This window comes from Marivita sp. S0852 (genome assembly GCF_046591575.1).
GTDB lineage: Bacteria > Pseudomonadota > Alphaproteobacteria > Rhodobacterales > Rhodobacteraceae > Marivita.
This window is the reverse complement of the sequence record NZ_JBIQWA010000003.1, coordinates 194,699-212,849: the sequence shown is the minus strand read 5'-3', so window position 1 is coordinate 212,849 and position 18,151 is coordinate 194,699. Positions and strand designations below refer to the sequence as shown.

20 protein-coding genes are annotated in these 18,151 nt (G+C 59.5%); 14 read left to right on the top strand and 6 right to left on the bottom strand.

What is annotated here, in order from left to right:
- The first annotated feature begins 115 nt into the window (after positions 1–115).
- Positions 116–988, top strand: coding sequence for an NAD(P)-dependent oxidoreductase (locus ACG74X_RS07455; RefSeq protein WP_411233681.1), 873 nt, complete (start codon positions 116–118; stop codon positions 986–988).
- A gap of 102 nt (positions 989–1,090) precedes the next feature.
- Here the strand turns inward: ACG74X_RS07455 and ACG74X_RS07450 are convergent, their stop codons facing one another.
- The 3 genes from ACG74X_RS07450 to ACG74X_RS07440 form a co-directional block, all read right to left on the bottom strand.
- A complete protein-coding gene (locus tag ACG74X_RS07450) occupies positions 1,091–1,792 on the bottom strand; it encodes a hypothetical protein (RefSeq protein ID WP_411233680.1) in 702 nt (233 codons plus the stop codon).
- 3 nt (positions 1,793–1,795) lie between these two features.
- Positions 1,796–3,088 (bottom strand): serine--tRNA ligase, encoded by a 1,293-nt coding sequence (gene serS / locus ACG74X_RS07445; protein ID WP_411233678.1) that lies wholly within the window; start codon positions 3,086–3,088, stop codon positions 1,796–1,798.
- Between the two features lie 70 nt (positions 3,089–3,158).
- Positions 3,159–3,818 (bottom strand): trypsin-like serine peptidase, encoded by a 660-nt coding sequence (locus ACG74X_RS07440; RefSeq protein WP_411233677.1) that lies wholly within the window; start codon positions 3,816–3,818, stop codon positions 3,159–3,161.
- 227 nt (positions 3,819–4,045) lie between these two features.
- Between ACG74X_RS07440 and yajC the strand changes: the two genes are divergently transcribed.
- The 10 genes from yajC (at position 4,046) to ACG74X_RS07390 (ending at position 10,978) form a co-directional block, all read left to right on the top strand.
- A complete protein-coding gene (gene yajC / locus ACG74X_RS07435; protein WP_411233676.1) occupies positions 4,046–4,333 on the top strand; it encodes a preprotein translocase subunit YajC in 288 nt (95 codons plus the stop codon).
- Between the two features lie 30 nt (positions 4,334–4,363).
- Entirely contained in the window at positions 4,364–6,025 is a 1,662-nt protein-coding gene (gene secD / locus ACG74X_RS07430; protein WP_411233675.1) for a protein translocase subunit SecD, read from the top strand.
- Between the two features lies 1 nt (position 6,026).
- The gene (secF, locus tag ACG74X_RS07425; RefSeq protein ID WP_411233673.1) at positions 6,027–6,995 is read left to right on the top strand and encodes a protein translocase subunit SecF; all 969 of its coding nucleotides are present in this window, start codon (positions 6,027–6,029) and stop codon (positions 6,993–6,995) included.
- Positions 6,988–7,746 (top strand): TSUP family transporter, encoded by a 759-nt coding sequence (locus ACG74X_RS07420; protein ID WP_411233672.1) that lies wholly within the window; start codon positions 6,988–6,990, stop codon positions 7,744–7,746. The genes secF and ACG74X_RS07420 overlap by 8 nt, the downstream gene beginning before the upstream one ends.
- A 15-nt stretch (positions 7,747–7,761) precedes the next feature.
- Positions 7,762–8,118: an Mth938-like domain-containing protein gene (locus ACG74X_RS07415; protein ID WP_411233671.1), complete on the top strand. Its 357-nt coding sequence runs from the start codon at positions 7,762–7,764 to the stop codon at positions 8,116–8,118.
- A 117-nt stretch (positions 8,119–8,235) separates the two neighbouring features.
- Positions 8,236–8,850 carry a heme ABC exporter ATP-binding protein CcmA gene (gene ccmA, locus ACG74X_RS07410; RefSeq protein ID WP_411233670.1) on the top strand — a complete coding sequence of 205 codons (615 nt, stop codon included), beginning with the start codon at positions 8,236–8,238 and terminating at the stop codon, positions 8,848–8,850.
- Positions 8,847–9,503, top strand: coding sequence for a heme exporter protein CcmB (gene ccmB, locus ACG74X_RS07405; RefSeq protein ID WP_411233668.1), 657 nt, complete (start codon positions 8,847–8,849; stop codon positions 9,501–9,503). Before ccmA ends, ccmB begins: the two co-directional genes overlap by 4 nt.
- Before the next feature lie 59 nt (positions 9,504–9,562).
- Positions 9,563–10,291, top strand: a complete 729-nt coding sequence (locus tag ACG74X_RS07400; RefSeq protein ID WP_411233667.1) for a heme ABC transporter permease — start codon at positions 9,563–9,565, stop codon at positions 10,289–10,291.
- Positions 10,288–10,446, top strand: a complete 159-nt coding sequence (gene ccmD, locus ACG74X_RS07395; RefSeq protein WP_411233665.1) for a heme exporter protein CcmD — start codon at positions 10,288–10,290, stop codon at positions 10,444–10,446. The genes ACG74X_RS07400 and ccmD overlap by 4 nt, the downstream gene beginning before the upstream one ends.
- Positions 10,439–10,978: a DsbE family thiol:disulfide interchange protein gene (locus ACG74X_RS07390; protein WP_411233663.1), complete on the top strand. Its 540-nt coding sequence runs from the start codon at positions 10,439–10,441 to the stop codon at positions 10,976–10,978. Before ccmD ends, ACG74X_RS07390 begins: the two co-directional genes overlap by 8 nt.
- Positions 10,979–11,256: 278 nt before the next feature.
- Here ACG74X_RS07390 and ACG74X_RS07385 read toward each other — a convergent pair whose 3' ends face one another.
- A complete protein-coding gene (locus ACG74X_RS07385; RefSeq protein WP_411233661.1) occupies positions 11,257–11,640 on the bottom strand; it encodes a DUF805 domain-containing protein in 384 nt (127 codons plus the stop codon).
- A 179-nt stretch (positions 11,641–11,819) separates the two neighbouring features.
- Positions 11,820–14,603, bottom strand: coding sequence for an aconitate hydratase AcnA (acnA, locus tag ACG74X_RS07380; RefSeq protein ID WP_411233660.1), 2,784 nt, complete (start codon positions 14,601–14,603; stop codon positions 11,820–11,822).
- A 262-nt stretch (positions 14,604–14,865) separates the two neighbouring features.
- Here acnA and ACG74X_RS07375 point away from each other — a divergent pair, with 262 nt between their 5' ends.
- On the top strand, positions 14,866–15,531 hold the full coding sequence (locus tag ACG74X_RS07375; RefSeq protein ID WP_411233659.1) for a DUF1223 domain-containing protein: 666 nt from the start codon (positions 14,866–14,868) through the stop codon (positions 15,529–15,531).
- Here the strand turns inward: ACG74X_RS07375 and ACG74X_RS07370 are convergent.
- Entirely contained in the window at positions 15,495–16,418 is a 924-nt protein-coding gene (locus ACG74X_RS07370) for a lysophospholipid acyltransferase family protein (RefSeq protein ID WP_411233658.1), read from the bottom strand. The two genes, ACG74X_RS07375 and ACG74X_RS07370, sit on opposite strands and share 37 nt — an antisense overlap.
- A gap of 201 nt (positions 16,419–16,619) precedes the next feature.
- Here ACG74X_RS07370 and ACG74X_RS07365 point away from each other — a divergent pair, with 201 nt between their 5' ends.
- The gene (locus ACG74X_RS07365) at positions 16,620–17,387 is read left to right on the top strand and encodes an SDR family NAD(P)-dependent oxidoreductase (RefSeq protein WP_411233656.1); all 768 of its coding nucleotides are present in this window, start codon (positions 16,620–16,622) and stop codon (positions 17,385–17,387) included.
- Between the two features lie 11 nt (positions 17,388–17,398).
- On the top strand, positions 17,399–18,136 hold the full coding sequence (locus tag ACG74X_RS07360; RefSeq protein WP_411233655.1) for a sirohydrochlorin chelatase: 738 nt from the start codon (positions 17,399–17,401) through the stop codon (positions 18,134–18,136).
- Positions 18,137–18,151: the final 15 nt, after the last annotated feature.

The window sequence follows — 18,151 nt, the reverse complement described above, 5'->3', positions numbered from 1 at the left end:
CAGCCCCGGGACCGGTCAGACCCGCCCTACAGAACACGCAAGCCCTTGCCAAGGGGGCGGTCCGGCGTCAGGTAAAGACAGCAAAATATGACCAAATCGAAGAGGAGCGTTGGCGATGGCGAAAATTGCGTTTTTGGGACTGGGTGTCATGGGATATCCGATGGCAGGTCACCTTGTAAAAGCCGGTCACGATGTGACGGTGTATAACCGCACGACATCCAAAGCCGAAGCCTGGGCTGACGCGCATGGCGGCACCTGTGCGGCCACCCCGAAAGAGGCGGCGTCGGGTTGCGATTTTGTCATGGCCTGCGTTGGCAATGACGATGATTTGCGCAGCGTGTGTCTGGGCGAGGACGGGGCGTTTGCCGGATTGCTCAAGGGGGCGATCTTTGTGGATCACACGACGGTTTCGGCCAAGGTGACACGCGAGCTATACGCGGATGCCGACGCTTTGGGCATCGCGTTTGTGGATGCGCCGATTTCCGGCGGTCAGGCCGGTGCCGAAAACGGGGCCCTGTCGGTGATGTGCGGCGGCGATCAGGAGGCCTATGACAAGGCCGAGCCGATCATCGCGGCCTATGCGCGGGTGTGTCGCCGGATCGGCGACAGCGGCGCGGGGCAGATGACCAAGATGTGCAACCAGATTGCGATTGCCGGTTTGGTTCAGGGGCTGAGCGAGGCGCTTCATTTTGCCGAAAAAGCCGGGTTGGATGGCCGCGCCGTTGTCGAAGTGATCAGTCAGGGGGCAGCTGGATCGTGGCAGATGTCAAACCGGTACGAGACGATGATTGACGATTCATTTGATCACGGGTTTGCGGTGGACTGGATGCGCAAGGATCTGGGCATCTGTCTGGACACGGCAGACGAGGTCGACGCGTCGCTGCCGGTCACGGCGCTGGTGGATCAGTTCTACAAGGATGTTCAGAAACTGGGCGGCGGACGCTGGGACACGTCAAGCCTGATCAAGCGCTTGCGCGCAATGGGCTGATCGTCTGATGGTATCGGTTGCAACATGCATCCGAAATGGTTCGCTGCCGGACCGTCTGGGGCGCTGCCCCAGACCCCGAGATATTTTCAGCAAGAAGAAAGACTATTCCGTGTCTGTGCCGCGCAAGGCCAGAATGGCGATGATGCCAAGCACACACAGGCCGACCACCGCGATGTTGAGCGGGCCGGTATTGGCGACAATCACCCCCACAAGCGCCCAGATCACGGTGATCCCGTATTCCGGTGCGCGGTGCAGCCGGTACTGCACGAAAAGCGCAATGGCCAGGCCGATCCCAAGGGCGACAATCGCTGCGATCGTTTCGGGCAGAAGGCCATACCCCCCCAGGACCAGCCCAATCGCCACACATGACGCCGCCGTGAGCCAGCCTGCGTAAATGGCCACCGGGGTCTGCTGGAACCAGCGATCGGTGTCGCCCACGCGAAACAGACTGACCAGCGCCGAAACCAGCATCACCCAGATCAGGACTGTCGCGGCAAGCGGCGACACGGTGGCAACCGGCAACCAAGTGGCCCCGACCGCCAAGCTGAGCACGAGGGGCGGGCGCATGGCGGCCCAATCGGGATCATCGCTGCGCTTTACGAGGCCAAAACCGGCACCGATGATCAACCACAGATAAATCAGGCCCCAGATGGCAAAGGCATAGCCGGCCGGCTGGACCGGCGGGTCGTCCTGCGGGGTCGGGAATTGATCGGGTTCAAACCCGTTGAACCCCTGCGTGAACCAGGGCGACGCCGCGAACGCAAGCGCGGCGATGAGCACCAGAAGGGACCAGATACGTGTCATGGCTCAGACCATCTTTCCATCTGCAGAAATCCGTGTGTGACCACCCAGCCAGGGATGCAGCGCTTCGGGCAATGTGACCGAGCCGTCTTTTTCCTGGCCGTTTTCCAGAACCGCAATCAGGCAGCGCCCCACGGCCAGACCTGACCCATTAAGCGTGTGCAGGTATTCGGGTTTGCCGCCATCCGCAGGCTTGAAGCGGGCGTTCATGCGCCGGGCCTGAAAATCACCGCAAACCGACACAGAGCTGATTTCGCGATAGGTGTTCTGACCGGGCAGCCAGACCTCGATGTCATGGGTCTGGCGCGCGCCAAAGCCCATATCGCCGACACACAAAACAACGGTGCGGTAGGGCAGGCCCAGCTTTTCAAGGATGCCTTGCGCGCAGCCTGTCATGCGGTCCAGCTCGTCGCGGCTGTGATCCGGGTGCGTGATCGACACCATTTCGACCTTTTCGAACTGGTGTTGGCGCAGCATGCCAGAGGTGTCGCGCCCGGCGCTGCCCGCTTCGGAGCGGAAACACTGGGTGTGGGCGACATAGCGCCGGGGCAGGGTGCTTTCGTCCACGGTCATGCCGTTGACGATGTTGGTCAGGGTCACTTCGGCGGTGGGCACGAGCCACCATCCATTTGTGGTCTGATAGCTGTCTTCGCCGAATTTGGGCAATTGGCCGGTGCCGTACATCATGTCATCGCGCACAAGCACGGGTGTCCATGTTTCCTGCAGGCCGTTTTCGCTGATATGCGTGTCGAGCATGAACTGCGCCAGGGCGCGGTGGACGCGCGCGATGGCCCCGGACATCACGACAAAGCGCGATCCAGAGAGTTTGGCTGCTGTTTCGAAATCCATGCCGGGGATAACACCCGGAATCTCGAAATGTTCCTTGGGCTGGAAATCGAAATCGCGCGGTGTGCCCCAGCGGCGGACTTCGACATTGTCGTCTTCGTCGGCCCCGTCAGGGACGTCGTCAAACGGCAGGTTCGGCAGGCCGATCAGCAGCTCGGTCAGGGTGTCGTCCAGCTCTTTTGCGCGGGCCTGAAGGTCGGCCACGGCGGCTTTTTTCGCGGCGACCTCATCGCGCAATGTCTGGAATGCGGCGTCGTCGCCAGAGGCTTTGACCTTGCCGATTTCCTTGGCCGCCTTGTTCTGATCGGCCTGTGCTGTTTCGGCCGCAAGAATGGCCGCGCGGCGGTCTTCGTCGATGCGCAACAGTTCGGATGAGACCGGTTCCAAGCCACGGCGCGAGATCGCGGCGTCAAACGCGGCGGGGTTTTCGCGGATGGTTCGGATATCATGCATGGGTCTGGTCCTTCTGACTCGCAATGGTTGAGCGGCCTTATGCACCGGAACGCGCGCATATGGTAGAGGCTTAGCGCGGCGGCAGGCGTGTTACCGGCACGGCCAGCGCGCCAGATTGCCCCATGGCGCTGATCACTGCCGCGATCTTCCAGCGATTGGCGTGTTTGACGACCACCGGCCCGCCGGAATTTCCCGATGTGACAGCGCATTCAAGGCGCAACAGCTGCGACGCGACGCGCCCGCCGCATCCGAACGCAGCCCCCAGCATATGTGGTCGGCGGGTCGAATAGCCCAGCACACCAAAGGGGGCCGGAGCGTCGTTTGGAGCCAGGTCAAGCGGGGCGACCTTTGCCGCGCGGTCGAGCGTGAGAATGGCGATGTCGTAGCGGATGTCGAGCACCCCTTCGGCATAGGCTTTGGGATGTATCCAGATCGCGGCACCGGCGACGATGTCGCTCGCCTCGCCACGCAGCCATCCGGCGACAAAGGTGAAGTCACCGGGTTTCGGGCCCAGCCCATCGGTGCCCGCCAGACAATGCGCTGCGGTCAGAACCTGATCCGGGGCGATGAGCGTGCCGGAACACATTTCGCGTTTGCGAAAGCCAGCGGCATTGACGCGGCCAATGGCCTGCCAGTTGCTGTGCTCTGGCCCCGGCAGAAGCGGCAGGTCTTGCGCGGCGGCGCTGTCGGCGATGATCGACAGAATGATGGACAGAACGGCGCATTTCATGACGCGACTTAAGGCGCAAGTTGGCGATATGGGCAAGTCTGCTGTGTCGGACCGGTGGTTTTGTCACAAGGACCGTTCGATCCAGTGCGCGCAGCAAACGGCACAAAACGCATAGGAAAACGCACGGAACGCGCCTTGCAAAGCCCAGACGGGCAACATAGGTTCCGCCCGAATTAATCGACCCATCATCAGCGGGGTGTGCCCCGCCATCTTCAAGGAGCACGCCCATGGAAGGCAGCGCAATTGCCCAGTTCGTCCCGCTTATTCTGATCTTTGCGATCATGTATTTCCTGTTGATCCGCCCACAGCAGAAAAAGATGAAAGAGCATCAGAAAATGGTCGAAAACCTGGTTCGTGGCGATGTTGTCATCACTCAGGGCGGGCTGATCGGAAAGGTGACGAAAGTCAAGGAAAACAACGAGTTGGATGTTGAAGTGAGCGAAGGTGTCAAAGTTCGTGTCGTGCGCAACACGATTGCCCAGGTTGTGTCGAAAACCGAACCTGCTAAGACGTAATCCTTTAACCTCGTATCGGACATCTCGCCCATGCTTCAGATCGATCTGTGGAAGCGCCTTCTGATCTGGACCACGGTCGCGGTCGGTCTGGCCCTGGCTTTGCCAAACCTGTTTTACCCTCGTGTCGAGCAGCACAATGATGCTGTCGCCGCGATAGAGCTTTCGGGCGAGACACCGGAACTGCTGGAGCAGCGCGGCAGCTGGCCGGAGTTTCTGCCGTCGGGTCTTGTGAACCTGGGCCTTGATCTGCGCGGCGGCGCGCATCTGTTGGCTGAAGTGCAGGTCACGGATGTCTACGAGTCGCGCATGACCGCGCTCTGGCCCGAAGTGCGCGACGTTCTGCGCCCGGAACGGGCCACGGTGGGCACCATTCGTCTGCAATCATCGCCGGTTGACGAGCTGCGGGTGCGGATTTCCGAACCTGCGGGCATGGACCGCGCGCTGGAGCTGGTGCGCGGACTGGCGCAGCCGGTGGTGTCGCTGACCGGGGCGCTGAGCAACGATCTTGAGGTCCGGGCCGAGGGCGATGAAATCGTCGTGACCCTGTCCGAAGCCGAGCAGATCGCCACCGACGAACGCACGATGCTGCAAAGCCTTGAGATCATCCGTCGGCGGATCGACGAGGTCGGCACCCGCGAACCCACTATTCAGCGGCAGGGGTCTGACCGGATCTTGATTCAGGTGCCGGGCATTGGATCTGCGGCAGAACTAAAGGAAATCATCGGCACAACCGCGCAATTGACCTTTCAGCCGGTGATCGGACGCAGCTCTGACGCGAATGCGGTGGCGGGTATCGGCAATGAAATCCTGCCTTCAATGGACGAAGCGGGCACGTTTTACATTCTGGAACAATCGCCGGTGGTGACCGGAGAGGAACTGGTCGATGCGCAACCGGCTTTTGACCAGAACGGGCGACCTGCGGTCAATTTCCGGTTCAATCCGGCCGGAGCGCGCAAGTTCGGCGATTATACAGCGGCCAATATCGGCAACCCGTTTGCCATCGTTCTGGATGCCGAGGTGATCAGCGCGCCCGTCATTCAAAGCCATATTCCGGGTGGATCGGGGATCATCACCGGCAATTTTTCAGTCGAGGAAAGCACGCAGCTTGCGGTTCTTTTGCGGGCAGGGGCCTTGCCTGCGGGGCTGGAATTTCTGGAAGAACGCACCATCGGGCCGGAATTGGGCCAGGACAGCATTGATGCGGGCCGGATCGCCACGATGATCGCCTTTGCAGCGGTGCTGGTGTTTATGGCGCTGAGTTACGGCCTGTTCGGATTGTTCGCCAATGTCGCCTTGATCGTCAATATCGGGCTGATTTTCGGATTGCTGAGCTTGATCGGTGCCACACTGACCCTTCCGGGTATCGCCGGGATTGTTCTAACGGTGGGGATGGCGGTGGACGCCAATGTGCTGATTTTCGAACGTATCCGCGAAGAGTTGCGAACGGCCAAAGGGCCAGCGCGGGCAATCGAGCTTGGCTATGAAAGAGCGCTTTCGGCCATTCTGGACGCAAATATAACCACGTTTATCACTGCTGTGATCCTGTTTGTCATGGGGTCCGGGCCGGTGCGCGGCTTTGCCATCACGCTGGGTCTTGGTATCCTGACATCGGTCTTTACAGCCATTTTTTTCACTCGGCTTTTGATCATTATGTGGTTCGAACGTCGTCGTCCCAAAACGATTGAGGTCTGAGATGCGGTTGCGATTGGTCAAACAGGGTACAAATTTCGACTTTTTCAACCGCTGGAAACTGTGGTTCGGGATCTCGGCGTTTTTGATGCTGCTGTCTTTTGTTTCGTTCTTTTTGCAAGGGCTGAACTACGGCATCGACTTTCGCGGCGGCACAACGATCCGCACCGAAAGCGCGCAACCGATTGATGTTGGCGTGTACCGCGACGCGATTGGTGCGCTGGAGTTGGGCGATGTGACCATCTCGGAAGTGTTCGATCCCACATTCGGCCCCGAGCAAAACGTAGCCATGGTCCGCATTCAGGCCCAGGACGGGGAAGAGGCGGTCAGCACGGCCGTGATCCAGCGGGTCGAGAACGCCTTGTCAGAGGTGGTGCCCGACATCCAGTTCGTATCGGTCGAATCCGTTGGCCCCAAAGTGTCCGGAGAGCTGATCCAAACCGCCGCCATTGCGGTGATCCTGGCGATCGGGGCTGTTCTGATCTACATCTGGCTGCGCTTTGAATGGCAGTTCGCGCTGGGGGCGGTTGCGGCCCTTGTGCATGACGTGATCCTGACCATCGGCATCTTTTCAGAGCTTCAGATCAAGTTTGATCTGGCGATTATCGCGGCCCTTCTGACCATTGTGGGCTATTCGCTGAACGATACGGTGGTGGTGTTTGACCGGGTTCGGGAAAACTTGATCAAGTACAAGAAAAAGGATCTCAAAGAGGTTCTGAATATCTCGATCAACGAAACGCTTAGCCGAACCTTCATGACATCCATCACCACGCTTCTGGCGCTGATCGCGCTGTTTGTGCTGGGCGGCGATGTGATCCGGGGCTTTGTGTTTGCGATGATCTGGGGTGTGATTGTCGGCACCTATTCGTCGATTTTTGTGGCATCGGCCATCCTGCTGTGGCTGGGCGTCAAACGCGACTGGACCAAGCCGACAGATACAACCGGCAACCAGTTCTCGAACGTCGATGCCTGAGTCGATCCTGGCCGCGCTGGATACAGCGGGGCTGGAATGGTTGCTGTTGGCCACGCTTGTCGCGGGGTTTGTCTATGGGTTTGCCGGGTTCGGCGCGGCCTTGGTGTTTTTGCCGGTCGGAACGATTTTCCTGCCGCCTGCGGTGGCCATTGCCTCTTTTTCCGTCTCGTCGATCTCGTCTTTTGTGACGGTCTTTCCCAAGGCGCTTCCTTTGGTGGATCGCAAGGCCGTCACGATCCTGATCGTCAGCGCGACAGTTTCGGCATCATTGGGCATCTGGGTCTTGACGGTGACGGATGTGACCATCCTGCGATGGGTTGTGGTGACCATCTGCGGTCTGACGCTCTGCGCTCTGATCGCGGGATGGCGGTACGAGCTGGAACCCACGGCAGGCGCGCGTGCCGGTGTTGGATTTGCCGCCGGGTTTGTCGGGGGGGTCAGCGGCCTGACCGGACCGATCATGGTGCTGTTTCAGCTGGCCGGACGTGATCCGGTTGCGGTGACCCGCGCCACAACCGTGGTGTTTCTCAGCACGACCAGCTTGCTGATCCTGCCCTTGATGTATCTTCAGAATGTGCTGACCGTTCAGGCCATCGCGCTTGGCTTGCTGTTTTTGCTGCCCTACGGCATCGGCGCGGTTTTGGGACAGGGACTTTTTCATCCGGGCCGGGAACGCTTCTATCGGGTTGCGGCCTATGTCATAATCGGGGGTGCCACGCTCATGGGGCTCCCTCTTTGGGACAGAGGCTAAGCTGGAGGAACGGATATGCGACTGAACGAAGTGGTTTACGATGACGCGGAACCCATCGAAGGCTATGGCGCGGGTTTCTTTCGGATCGGTGGTAAAAAACACCCGGCTCCGGTTGTGACCGGCGGTCTGGGAACGCGGCCCTGGGGCGGGTATGAGGACACGCAGGTGCTGCTGGACATGACCGGCGAGGTGGACGTTCTGTTTATCGGAACCGGCACGGACATCGCACATATTCCCGCCGCCTTGCGCCAGACATTGGAAGAGGCCGGGGTCGGTGTCGAAGTGATGAGCTCTCCGGCGGCCTGCCGCACCTATAATGTATTGCTGTCCGAAGGACGGCGCGTTGCGGTCGCGCTTTTGCCGGTCGAATGACGCGGACCCCTATGTGACGCTGCGTTTCGCAACACCGCCTGCAACGGCAGTCCCAACTATTCAGAAAAACACCATTTTCCCGCTTTTAGCAGGCGCGTCCGTGGGTTAAGCGGGGGCATGGTATTGGCTGTTCGCGATCTGGCCGTCACGCGGGGCGGTTTGGCAATCCTGGAAGGGGTGTCCTTTGACCTGTCGCCGGGTGAGGCACTGGTCCTTCGCGGGCCGAACGGTATCGGCAAAACCACCCTGCTGCGCAGTGTCGCCGGTTTGCAACCGGTCGAAGCGGGACGCGTGACAGGGGCCGAGGACCAGATGGCCTATGCCGGGCATTCCGACGGGCTCAAGGCGATGCTGAGCGTTACGGAAAACCTGCAATTCTGGGCCGCTGTGTTCGGGCTCAAGGACATTGATCCCGCACTGCAAGCCTTTGATCTGGAAGAGCTGCGTAACCGGATGGCGGGCACATTGTCTGCCGGTCAAAAGCGGCGGCTGGGATTGGCGCGGTTGATGGTGACCGGGCGGCCGATCTGGGTTCTGGATGAACCCACCGTGTCACTGGATGTGGCGTCTGTGGCGCTTTTTGCGGATGCGATACGCAGGCATCTGCGCAACGGCGGAAGCGCGTTGATGGCCACCCATATTGATCTGGGTCTGAACGAGGCGCGGGTTCTGGACCTGACGCCGTTCAAGGCGCTGCCACGGACGCGTCAGATGGACGAGGCCTTCCTGTGAGAGCGCTGCTGTTCCGCGATTTGATCCTGTCGATCCGCGCAGGTGGTGGCTTTGGGCTGGGTCTGGCGTTTTTCCTGATCGTGACCGTGCTTGTGCCTCTGGGCGTCGGCCCACAGACCGAGCTGTTGTCCCGCATCGCACCGGGTATTCTGTGGATTGGCGCGTTGCTGGCGTGTTTGCTGTCGCTTGACCGGATTCTGGCGCTTGATTGGGAGGACGGCACGTTGGACCTGCTGGCCACCGCACCGCTTCCTGTCGAAAGCATTGTGTCGATCAAGGCGTTGGCGCATTGGCTGACCACCGGTTTGCCATTGGTGCTTGCGGCACCGGTGCTTGGCGTTTTGCTGAACCTGCCATTGCCCGCCTATCAGTGGGTTTTGATCAGCCTGGCGCTAGGCACACCGGCGCTTAGCGTGATCGGAACCTTTGGGGCGGCGTTGACCGTTGGTCTCAAGCGCGGGGGGCTGTTGATGTCATTGCTTGTTCTGCCGCTTTATGTGCCCACGCTGATCTTTGGCGCAGAGGTGGCGCGACGCGGAGCAGAGGGGTTGACGGTGCAGACACCGCTGATGCTTCTGGCGGGCATCAGCTTTGGCGTGATCGCCTTGTTGCCCTTTGCCAGCGCGGCTGTTCTGCGGATCAATCTGCGATAACGCGTCGCTTGGCGCGAATTTGAATTGAAGGCGCGATCAAAACCACCTACCTGCTGCATATGTCTTTGTGGGAATACGCAAATCCGGTGAAATTCATCCGCACCACCGACAAGGTGTTGCCGTGGATATGGGCACTTGCCGGCGTGTCATTGAGTGTCGGACTGATCTGGGGCTTCTTTTTCACCCCGAATGATTTCCGGCAGGGATCAACCGTGAAAATCATCTACATTCACGTACCGTCAGCGCTGATGGCGATCAATGCGTGGTTGATGATGCTGGTGGCGTCGCTGGTGTGGATCGTGCGCCGACATCACGTCTCGGCATTGGCCGCGCGGGCTGCGGCCCCGGTGGGGGCGGTGATGACGGTGATTGCCTTGGCAACAGGCGCGTTCTGGGGCCAGCCGATGTGGGGCACATGGTGGGCCTGGGACCCGCGACTGACCTCGTTTCTGATCCTGTTCCTGTTTTACCTGGGCTACATGGCCTTGTGGGAAGCGATTGAAAACGACGACACCGCCGCGGATCTGACGTCGATCCTGTGTTTGGTCGGCTCTGTTTTTGCGATCCTCAGCCGCTATGCGGTCAATTTCTGGAATCAGGGCCTGCATCAGGGAGCGACGCTTAGTCTGGACAAGGAAGAGAACATCTCGGACGTATTCTGGTTTCCATTGCTGGTTTGTATCGCGGGGTTTGTTCTTTTGTTTATCGCGTTGGTGTTTTTGCGGACACAGACTGAAATTCGTGCCCGCCGGACACGGGCGCTGATGGCGCGGGAGGGACAGGCATGATGCCGGATCTGGGAAAATACGCGTTTGAAGTGCTTAGTTCATATGCGGTGACGCTGGCGTTGCTGGTGGTGATCGTGCTGGTCAGCATCCGCCGCGCCGGCAAGGTGCGCGCCGCGTTGGAAGAGGTTGAAAACCGGAGACCGCGAAATGGCTAAAGTCTCACCCTTGATGGCGCTGCCGCCAGTCATCTTCGGGGCCTTTGCGATCCTGGCTTATGTGGGCATGTTTCGCGAAGACCCCCAGGGCCTTCCGTCAACGCGCGTCGGACAACCGGCACCGCCGATCACCGAACTGGCCCTCAGCGGCTATCCCGCCTTCAGGCCCGAGATGCTTCAAACCGGAGAGGTGACTCTGGTGAATTTCTGGGCAAGCTGGTGTCCACCATGCCGGTTGGAACATCCCAAACTGCTTGAGATGCAGGCAGAGGGCATGTCGATCATCGGGGTCAACATTCGCGACCAGCAGGCCAATGCAACACGGTATCTGATCGAAGACGGCAATCCGTTTTCAGCGGTGCCGTTCGATCCCGGCGGCCGCACGTCGATTGACTGGGGCGTCACAGCACCGCCCGAGACATTTATCGTCGATGGGGATGGAATAGTCCTGTACCGATTTGCCGGGCCACTGGTCGGGTCGGATTACGAACAGCGCTTTGTGCCCGCGCTTGAGGCGGCACTGGCCGACTGACGGCGTTTAGGGCAGCACGGCCTGCATTGGAACAGAGGTTCCGGCAAATACGCTTGCGCCCGCAAGAACAAGCAATGCTGCAGTCTGTATGATGGTCAGCAGTTTCATGTCTTAACTCGTCGATGTTAGGTATTTGTTAAGTCTCTGACATGGGGGCAGCCCCGACAAAAGTGTAGGGGCCAAGCTGTCACATGCGACAGGATGTGCCAGGCCGGATCAGACCAGGTCGGGCGAACCTCAGGCCTGTGAAAGACACATTCTGCGTCAGACCGTTTGTGTCACGGATGGGTGGCCAAAGGGTCGGGTCCAAACTGGTTCGGCCCATCCGAGCCTTTTTGCACAAAGAAATACACCAAGATCAATGCGCCAATGAGCGGAATAAAGACGAGCAGATACCACCATCCGGATTTGTCCAGATCGTGCAGCCTGCGCACACCAACAGCGACAGACGGAAGAAAAACTCCTAAAGAAAACAATCCGCCTAACACCGAGATTGTCTGACCCTCAACGGTTTGCCCAAAAATTGCGGAATCAACAAAGGACAAGACAGTGTTGACAATCAACAGGAACAGGACAAACCACCAAAGTTCGGATCTTTGGGCGCGGCCTGTGAAGGTGGCGTATTTCGAGAAACATGTTTTGATGGCGTCTTGAAAGGTCATAATCCAAATCCTTGATGTAAAAACCTGCGTGCATGCCGCCTGAGATGTGTCGGTCTGCGGTTACAGGATGCAGGCCTTGTCGTGAAATTCAACAATTTTGCGGTTTGATCTCAGGTTTGGCAGAGCGGATAAAAAAGGCGGGCACGGGGCCCGCCGTTTTCATGTGTAATGGTCGTCCGTTATTCGGCCGCAATCGCATCCCGCCCGGCAAGATCGCGCAGCACATAGTGCAGCACGCCGCCGTTTTCGATGTATTCGATCTCGATCCCGGTATCGATCCGGCATTTGAGCGTGATCGTCTTCTCGGTGCCATCCGCGTAGGTGATGGTGCAGGGCACCTCGGCCAGCGGGGTGATCGTGTCCAGCCCGTGGATCGACACGGTTTCATCGCCGGTCAGGCCCAGCGATTTGCGTGTATCGCCGCCGGTGAATTCGAACGGGATCACACCCATACCAACCAGATTGGAGCGGTGGATGCGTTCAAAGCTTTCGGCAATGACCGCCTTCACGCCCAACAGCGCCGTGCCCTTGGCCGCCCAGTCACGGGACGATCCGGCACCGTATTGTTCGCCGCCAAACACCACCAGGGGCGTGCCCTGTTCCTGATAGGCCATGGCCGCGTCAAAGATCGACGTTTCCTGACCGTCAGGGCCTTTGGTGTAGCCACCTTCGACACCGTCCAGCATCTCGTTCTTGATGCGGATATTGGCGAAGGTGCCGCGCATCATGATCTCGTGATTGCCACGGCGTGATCCGTAAGAGTTGAATTCACGCGGGCTGACCTGCCGTTCCAGAAGGTATTGGCCTGCGGGCGTGGTTTCCTTGAACGATCCGGCCGGCGAGATGTGGTCGGTGGTGATCATGTCGCCCAGAAGCGCGAGCACTTTCGCGCCTTCGATGTTTTCGATCTTCTTGGTGTCCATCGTGATGCCCTGGAAATAGGGCGGGTTCTGAACGTAGGTCGAGGTCGGCGGCCAGTCGTAGGTTTTCTGGTCGGTGGTTTCGACACCCTGCCACTTTTCGTCGCCGGTGAAGACCTCGGCGTATTTCTCCATGAACGCTTCGCGGGTGACTGTCTTTTCTACCAGTTCGGCGATTTCGGCCTGCGTCGGCCAGATGTCCTTGAGATATACGTCGTTTCCGTTCTGATCCTGACCCAGCGGGTCTTTAGAGATGTCGATATTCATGTCACCGGCCAGCGCATAAGCCACGACCAGCGGTGGCGAGGCCAGGTAGTTGGCGCGCACATCCGGGCTGATACGCCCCTCGAAGTTGCGGTTGCCGGACAGGACAGAGGTGGCGATGATGTCGCCCTCGTTGATCGCCTCTGACAGTTCCGCCTGAATTGGGCCGGAGTTGCCGATACAGGTCGTGCAGCCGTAGCCGACAAGGTTAAAGCCGATGGCGTCAAGGTCGTCCTGAAGGCCTGCGGCCTCAAGATAGGCGCTCACAACCTGAGAGCCGGGGGCGAGCGATGTCTTGACCCACGGTTTGCGGTTCAGGCCCAGTTCCCGCGCCTTGCGCGCCACGAGGCCCGCGCCGATCATCACGTAGGGGTTGGACGTGTTGGTGCAGGAGGTGATCGAGGCGATCACGATGGTGCCATCATGGATCGTGTAATCCTCACCCTTGACCTTGGCGCGCTTGTGCTTGCCGATGTCGCCCGGAATGTTGCGCGGGGCCAGTGCGCCGCCTTCGTCATACCATTCCTCTTTTTCTTCCTGATCGGCTTTGTATCCCGGCCGCTGACCGCTGATGTATTCCCCAAACGTCTGCGCCGCTTTATCCAGCGCCACGTAATCCTGTGGCCGCTTTGGCCCGGAGATGGCCGGAACAATGGTGCCCATATCCAGCGTCAGCGTGTCGGTGTAGATCGGCGCGTAATCCGCGTCGCGCCAGAAGCCGTTTTCCTTGGCATACGCCTCGACCAAAGCAATGCGATCCATGTCGCGGCCCGTGGTCTTCAGATAACGCAGGGTTTCGTCGTCGATCGGGAAGAAGCCACAGGTCGCGCCATATTCCGGGGCCATGTTTGCGATTGTCGCCCGGTCCGCCAGCGGCAGGGTATCAAGGCCTTTGCCGTAAAATTCGACAAATTTGCCCACCACGCCGCGTTCGCGCAGCATCTCGACCACCTTGAGAACCAAATCTGTGCCGGTGGTGCCTTCCATCATTTCGCCGGTCAGCTCAAAGCCGACAACTTCGGGGATGAGCATAGAGATCGGCTGGCCGAGCATCGCGGCTTCTGCCTCGATCCCGCCGACGCCCCAGCCCAGCACGGCAGCGCCGTTGACCATTGTGGTGTGGCTGTCGGTGCCCACAAGCGTGTCAGGATAGGCCACCTGTTCGCCGTTCTGATCCGCATCGGTCCAGACGGTTTGTGCGAGGTATTCAAGGTTCACCTGATGGCAGATGCCCGTGCCCGGCGGCACAACGCGGAAATTGTTGAACGCCTGCTGACCCCACTTGAGGAAGGTGTAGCGTTCCATGTTGCGTTCGTATTCGCGGTCCACGTTCATCTGGAACGCGCGCGGGTTGCCGAATTCGTCGATCATCACCGAATGGTCGATGACAAGATCCACCGGGTTCAGCGGGTTGATCTTTTCCGGATCACCCCCCAGCGCCACGATCCCGTCGCGCATCGCCGCCAGATCCACAACCGCAGGAACACCGGTGAAGTCCTGCATCAGAACGCGGGCAGGGCGGTAGGCGATTTCGCGCGGGTTCTTGCCGCCCTTTTCGCCCCAGGTGCCGAACGCTTTGATGTCGTCGACGGTGACGGTCTTGCCATCCTCAAAGCGCAGCATGTTTTCCAGAACGACTTTCAGGCAGGCGGGCAGTTTGGAAAACGATCCAAGCCCCGCCGCTTCGGCCGCAGGGATCGAATAATAGGCGATGGACGTGCCGTTGACCGTCAGCGTCTTGCGGGTCTTGGCTGTGTCCTGACCAACTGTGATGGGCATGACAGGGCTCCTCAAAGCAAAGAAATACAGGAATTCTAGGGGCTATTTGCCCGATGGATCGGGGGCGTTCAAGGGGGGTGCGACGATTTTGGTATACTATTGCACACAATTATGAAGCCAACGGTTTTCTGTAACACTTATCGCAGCTCTCTCTCAAAACCTTGATTGGTTATTTCACTCGTCGGGCGCTACGTCTCTGCTATGATACCACGAACGGGACAGCTCGAGAATGCGCAGGCTTCTGACACTTTTAACAGCTTTGATGATCGCAACTACGGGCAGCACCGCCAAGGCGGAAAACGCGCTTGTGGTGGTCGAGCTGTTTACCTCGCAGGGGTGTTCATCCTGCCCTCCGGCTGATGAATTGCTGGGCCGGTTGGGGCAGCGTGACAATGTCATCGCGCTGGCGCTGCATGTCGATTATTGGGACTATATCGGCTGGAAAGACCAGTTTGCGCATGCCGCCTTTACCGGGCGCCAAAAAGGATATGCGCGGTCTTTCGGCAGCCGGGCCATCTATACGCCGCAAATGGTGATCAACGGCTCCAAGGCGGTTGTGGGCAACCGCGTGATCGATGTTGCAGACATGGTACAGGATTATGCGCAAAAGGGCATGCTGGTGCCGCTTGACCTGTCCTTGGAGGGATCAACCCTGCGTATTGCCGCCCCTGCACAGCAGGACATGCAAAACGCTGATTTGGTCCTGATCCGCTATATGCCGCATCAAACCGTGTCGATTCCGCGGGGCGAAAACGCTGGCAAAGACATCACTTACACGCATATCGTTACAGAATGGCACGATATCGGCGATTGGAACGGGCGCACGGCGCTGTCTGAAAGCGTGGCCGTCGAAGGGTCAGCGCCGATTGTCGTGTTGGTTCAGGCCAAGGATCATGGCCCCATCCTGGCTGCCGCGCGTTTGCGCTGACGTTTCGGCTTCCAGCGGCGATGAATCCAGAACCATTGCTCGGGATGCGCGTGTATGCGCGCCTCAAGCCGCCGCGTGGCTGTTTGCATCATGACAACCGGATCACCATGTTCGATCGGCGCGTCGAAGACAGCTTCGAACGACACGCCATCCGGCTGCCGGATGCCGAAAAACGGCACCAGTAACGCACCCGTCTTCAGCGCGATATCCGCAGCAGAGGTCAGCGTCGGCGCAGGTTGGCCCATGAAATCAAACGTCGTGCCCGCGCTGTCATAGACATCAAACAGCAACACGCCCATGCCGCCTTCGCGGATATGTTTGATCAGCCCCATCGTGCCCCGGCGCCCCTGTTCGAACACCGGATCGGACAAGGCGTGCATGTTGGCCGCGTAATGGGCGTTGAAAAACGGGTTCGACATCGGACGGTAGAGACCACCAATGCGATAGCCTCGGGCCACCAACGCGGCGCGCGGGGCCTCGAAATTTCCGAAATGGCCTGTCACAAACAAAACCGGCCGACCGCTGGCACGCGCCTGTTCGATATGCGGCAGCCCGTCACCCGACAGCGTCGCATTCTCCATCCGGCGCAGCAGGCCCTGCACATCGTAATTGTCGATCATCGTGCGCCCGGCATTGTCCGCAACGCGGTCGGCAAGCCGTTTTCGGGTGTCTTTTGGCATGTCGGGCCAGACATGGGCCAGATTGTCCATTGCCCGTTGACGGTATCCAGCCAAAGGGGCCACGACATGACGCACCAGACGCCCCATGACCCAAAGCCGTGCGCGGACCGGCAGGCGCAGCGCCAGCCAGATCGCACCGCGCAGAATGCGGTCGGTGATCCAGTCTTGCCACCCACCGGGGCTGTGTTTGCGGTTCTTCTTGGCCACGGGATCTGTGTCTTGCCTGCAGAATTGATGATCACACATAGGCTGCAGGATGGCCGCACACAACCGCTCAGCCGTGACCGGTGTTTTGGCACGAGGTTTTGGCACTTGGGTGGACAACAGACGGGACTGCGCGACACACCGGCTTGCGTGTGCGTTGCCAGCAGCCATAACATCGGCACCAGCTGAACAAGGACACCGAACATGGACATAACCGAAAACACCGTGGCAGCCATCACCGGTGGGGCCTCTGGTCTGGGCCACGCCGCGGCAACCGCGCTGGCAGAGGCAGGCGCAAAAGTTGTGATTTTGGACCTGAACGCCGAGATCGGCGAGACGACCGCATCGCAGCTGGGCGGGATGTTTGTGCAAACGGATGTGAGCGATGCCACAAGTGTTGCGGCAGCCATGGACCGGATCGCGTCCGCCTATGGTGGCCTGCATATCGCGGTCAATTGCGCCGGTCTGGCCCCGGCGGCAAAAACCGTGTCAAAAGGGGTCGCGCATGATCCGGCGCTTTTTGCCAAGGTGATCAACGTGAACCTGATCGGCACGTTTCAGGTGGCCTCTCAGGCGGCGACGCTGATGTCGCGCAATGATCCGCTGGACGAGAACGGGTCGCGCGGCGTTGTGATCAACACCGCATCCATTGCCGCCTATGAAGGCCAGGTTGGGCAGGTGGCGTATGCCGCGTCAAAGGGTGGCGTGGTCGGGCTGACCCTGCCGATGGCGCGGGATCTGGCCCCATTGGGAATCAGGATCTGTTCAATTGCGCCGGGATTGTTCAAAACCCCGATGCTTGAAGCCCTGCCACAAGAGGTGCAGGACAGTCTGGGCGCGCAGGTGCCGTTTCCACCACGATTGGGACATGCCAGCGAATACGCACAGCTGGTGCGTCATATCGTGGAAAATTCCATGCTGAACGGGGAAGTGATCCGTCTGGACGGTGCCATTCGCATGGCGCCGCGCTAGAATGCCGTTCAATGACAAAAGAAAGGGGCGCTATGCCGTTTGATGCGATTATCGTAAGCCATGGACAACCCTCTGACCCCGAGGTCGGAGAAGCGGAAATCGCGGCTCTGGCGGCCTCTGTTGGCGCGCTTTTGCCAGACGCGCGGGTCGAAGGTGTGACGCTGGCGGCCCGTGGCAAGATCGAAGCCCTGAGCGCAGAGCGCCCCGGCGCGCTGATCTATCCGATGTTCATGGCGGATGGTTGGTTCACACAGGTGCAATTGCCCAGACGTCTGGCACCCGATGTCGGCCCGCAACTTGTCACCTTTGGCATGGATTGCACATTGCCGATGCTTGCTGCGCGGTGGTTGCGCGATATCGCCAAAGACCATGGGCTTGACCCGTCCGACATAGATCTGGTGATTGCCGGGCATGGGTCGGGAAAATCCAAACGGGTGTCAGCCGCCACCTATACGTTTGCCGATCAACTGGCCGCCGAGTTCGCACCAAAATCATGCCGATGCGGCTTTGTCGAAGAAGCCCCATCGCTGGAAGAAGCACTGACCGGTCTGGGCCAACAGTCGATCTGCTTGCCATATTTCGCCGCAAAACGCGGCCATGTTCTTGACGATTTGCCACAAGCGGTTGCCGCAACCGGCTACAAGGGGATTGTGCTTGATCCGATTGGCCTGAACCCGGACGTGCCTGCCATGATCGCCGACGCGCTGAGATGGCGGGCGACGACATCGGACGTGTCCGTGTGCGTCTGATCGGGTGACAGCGGA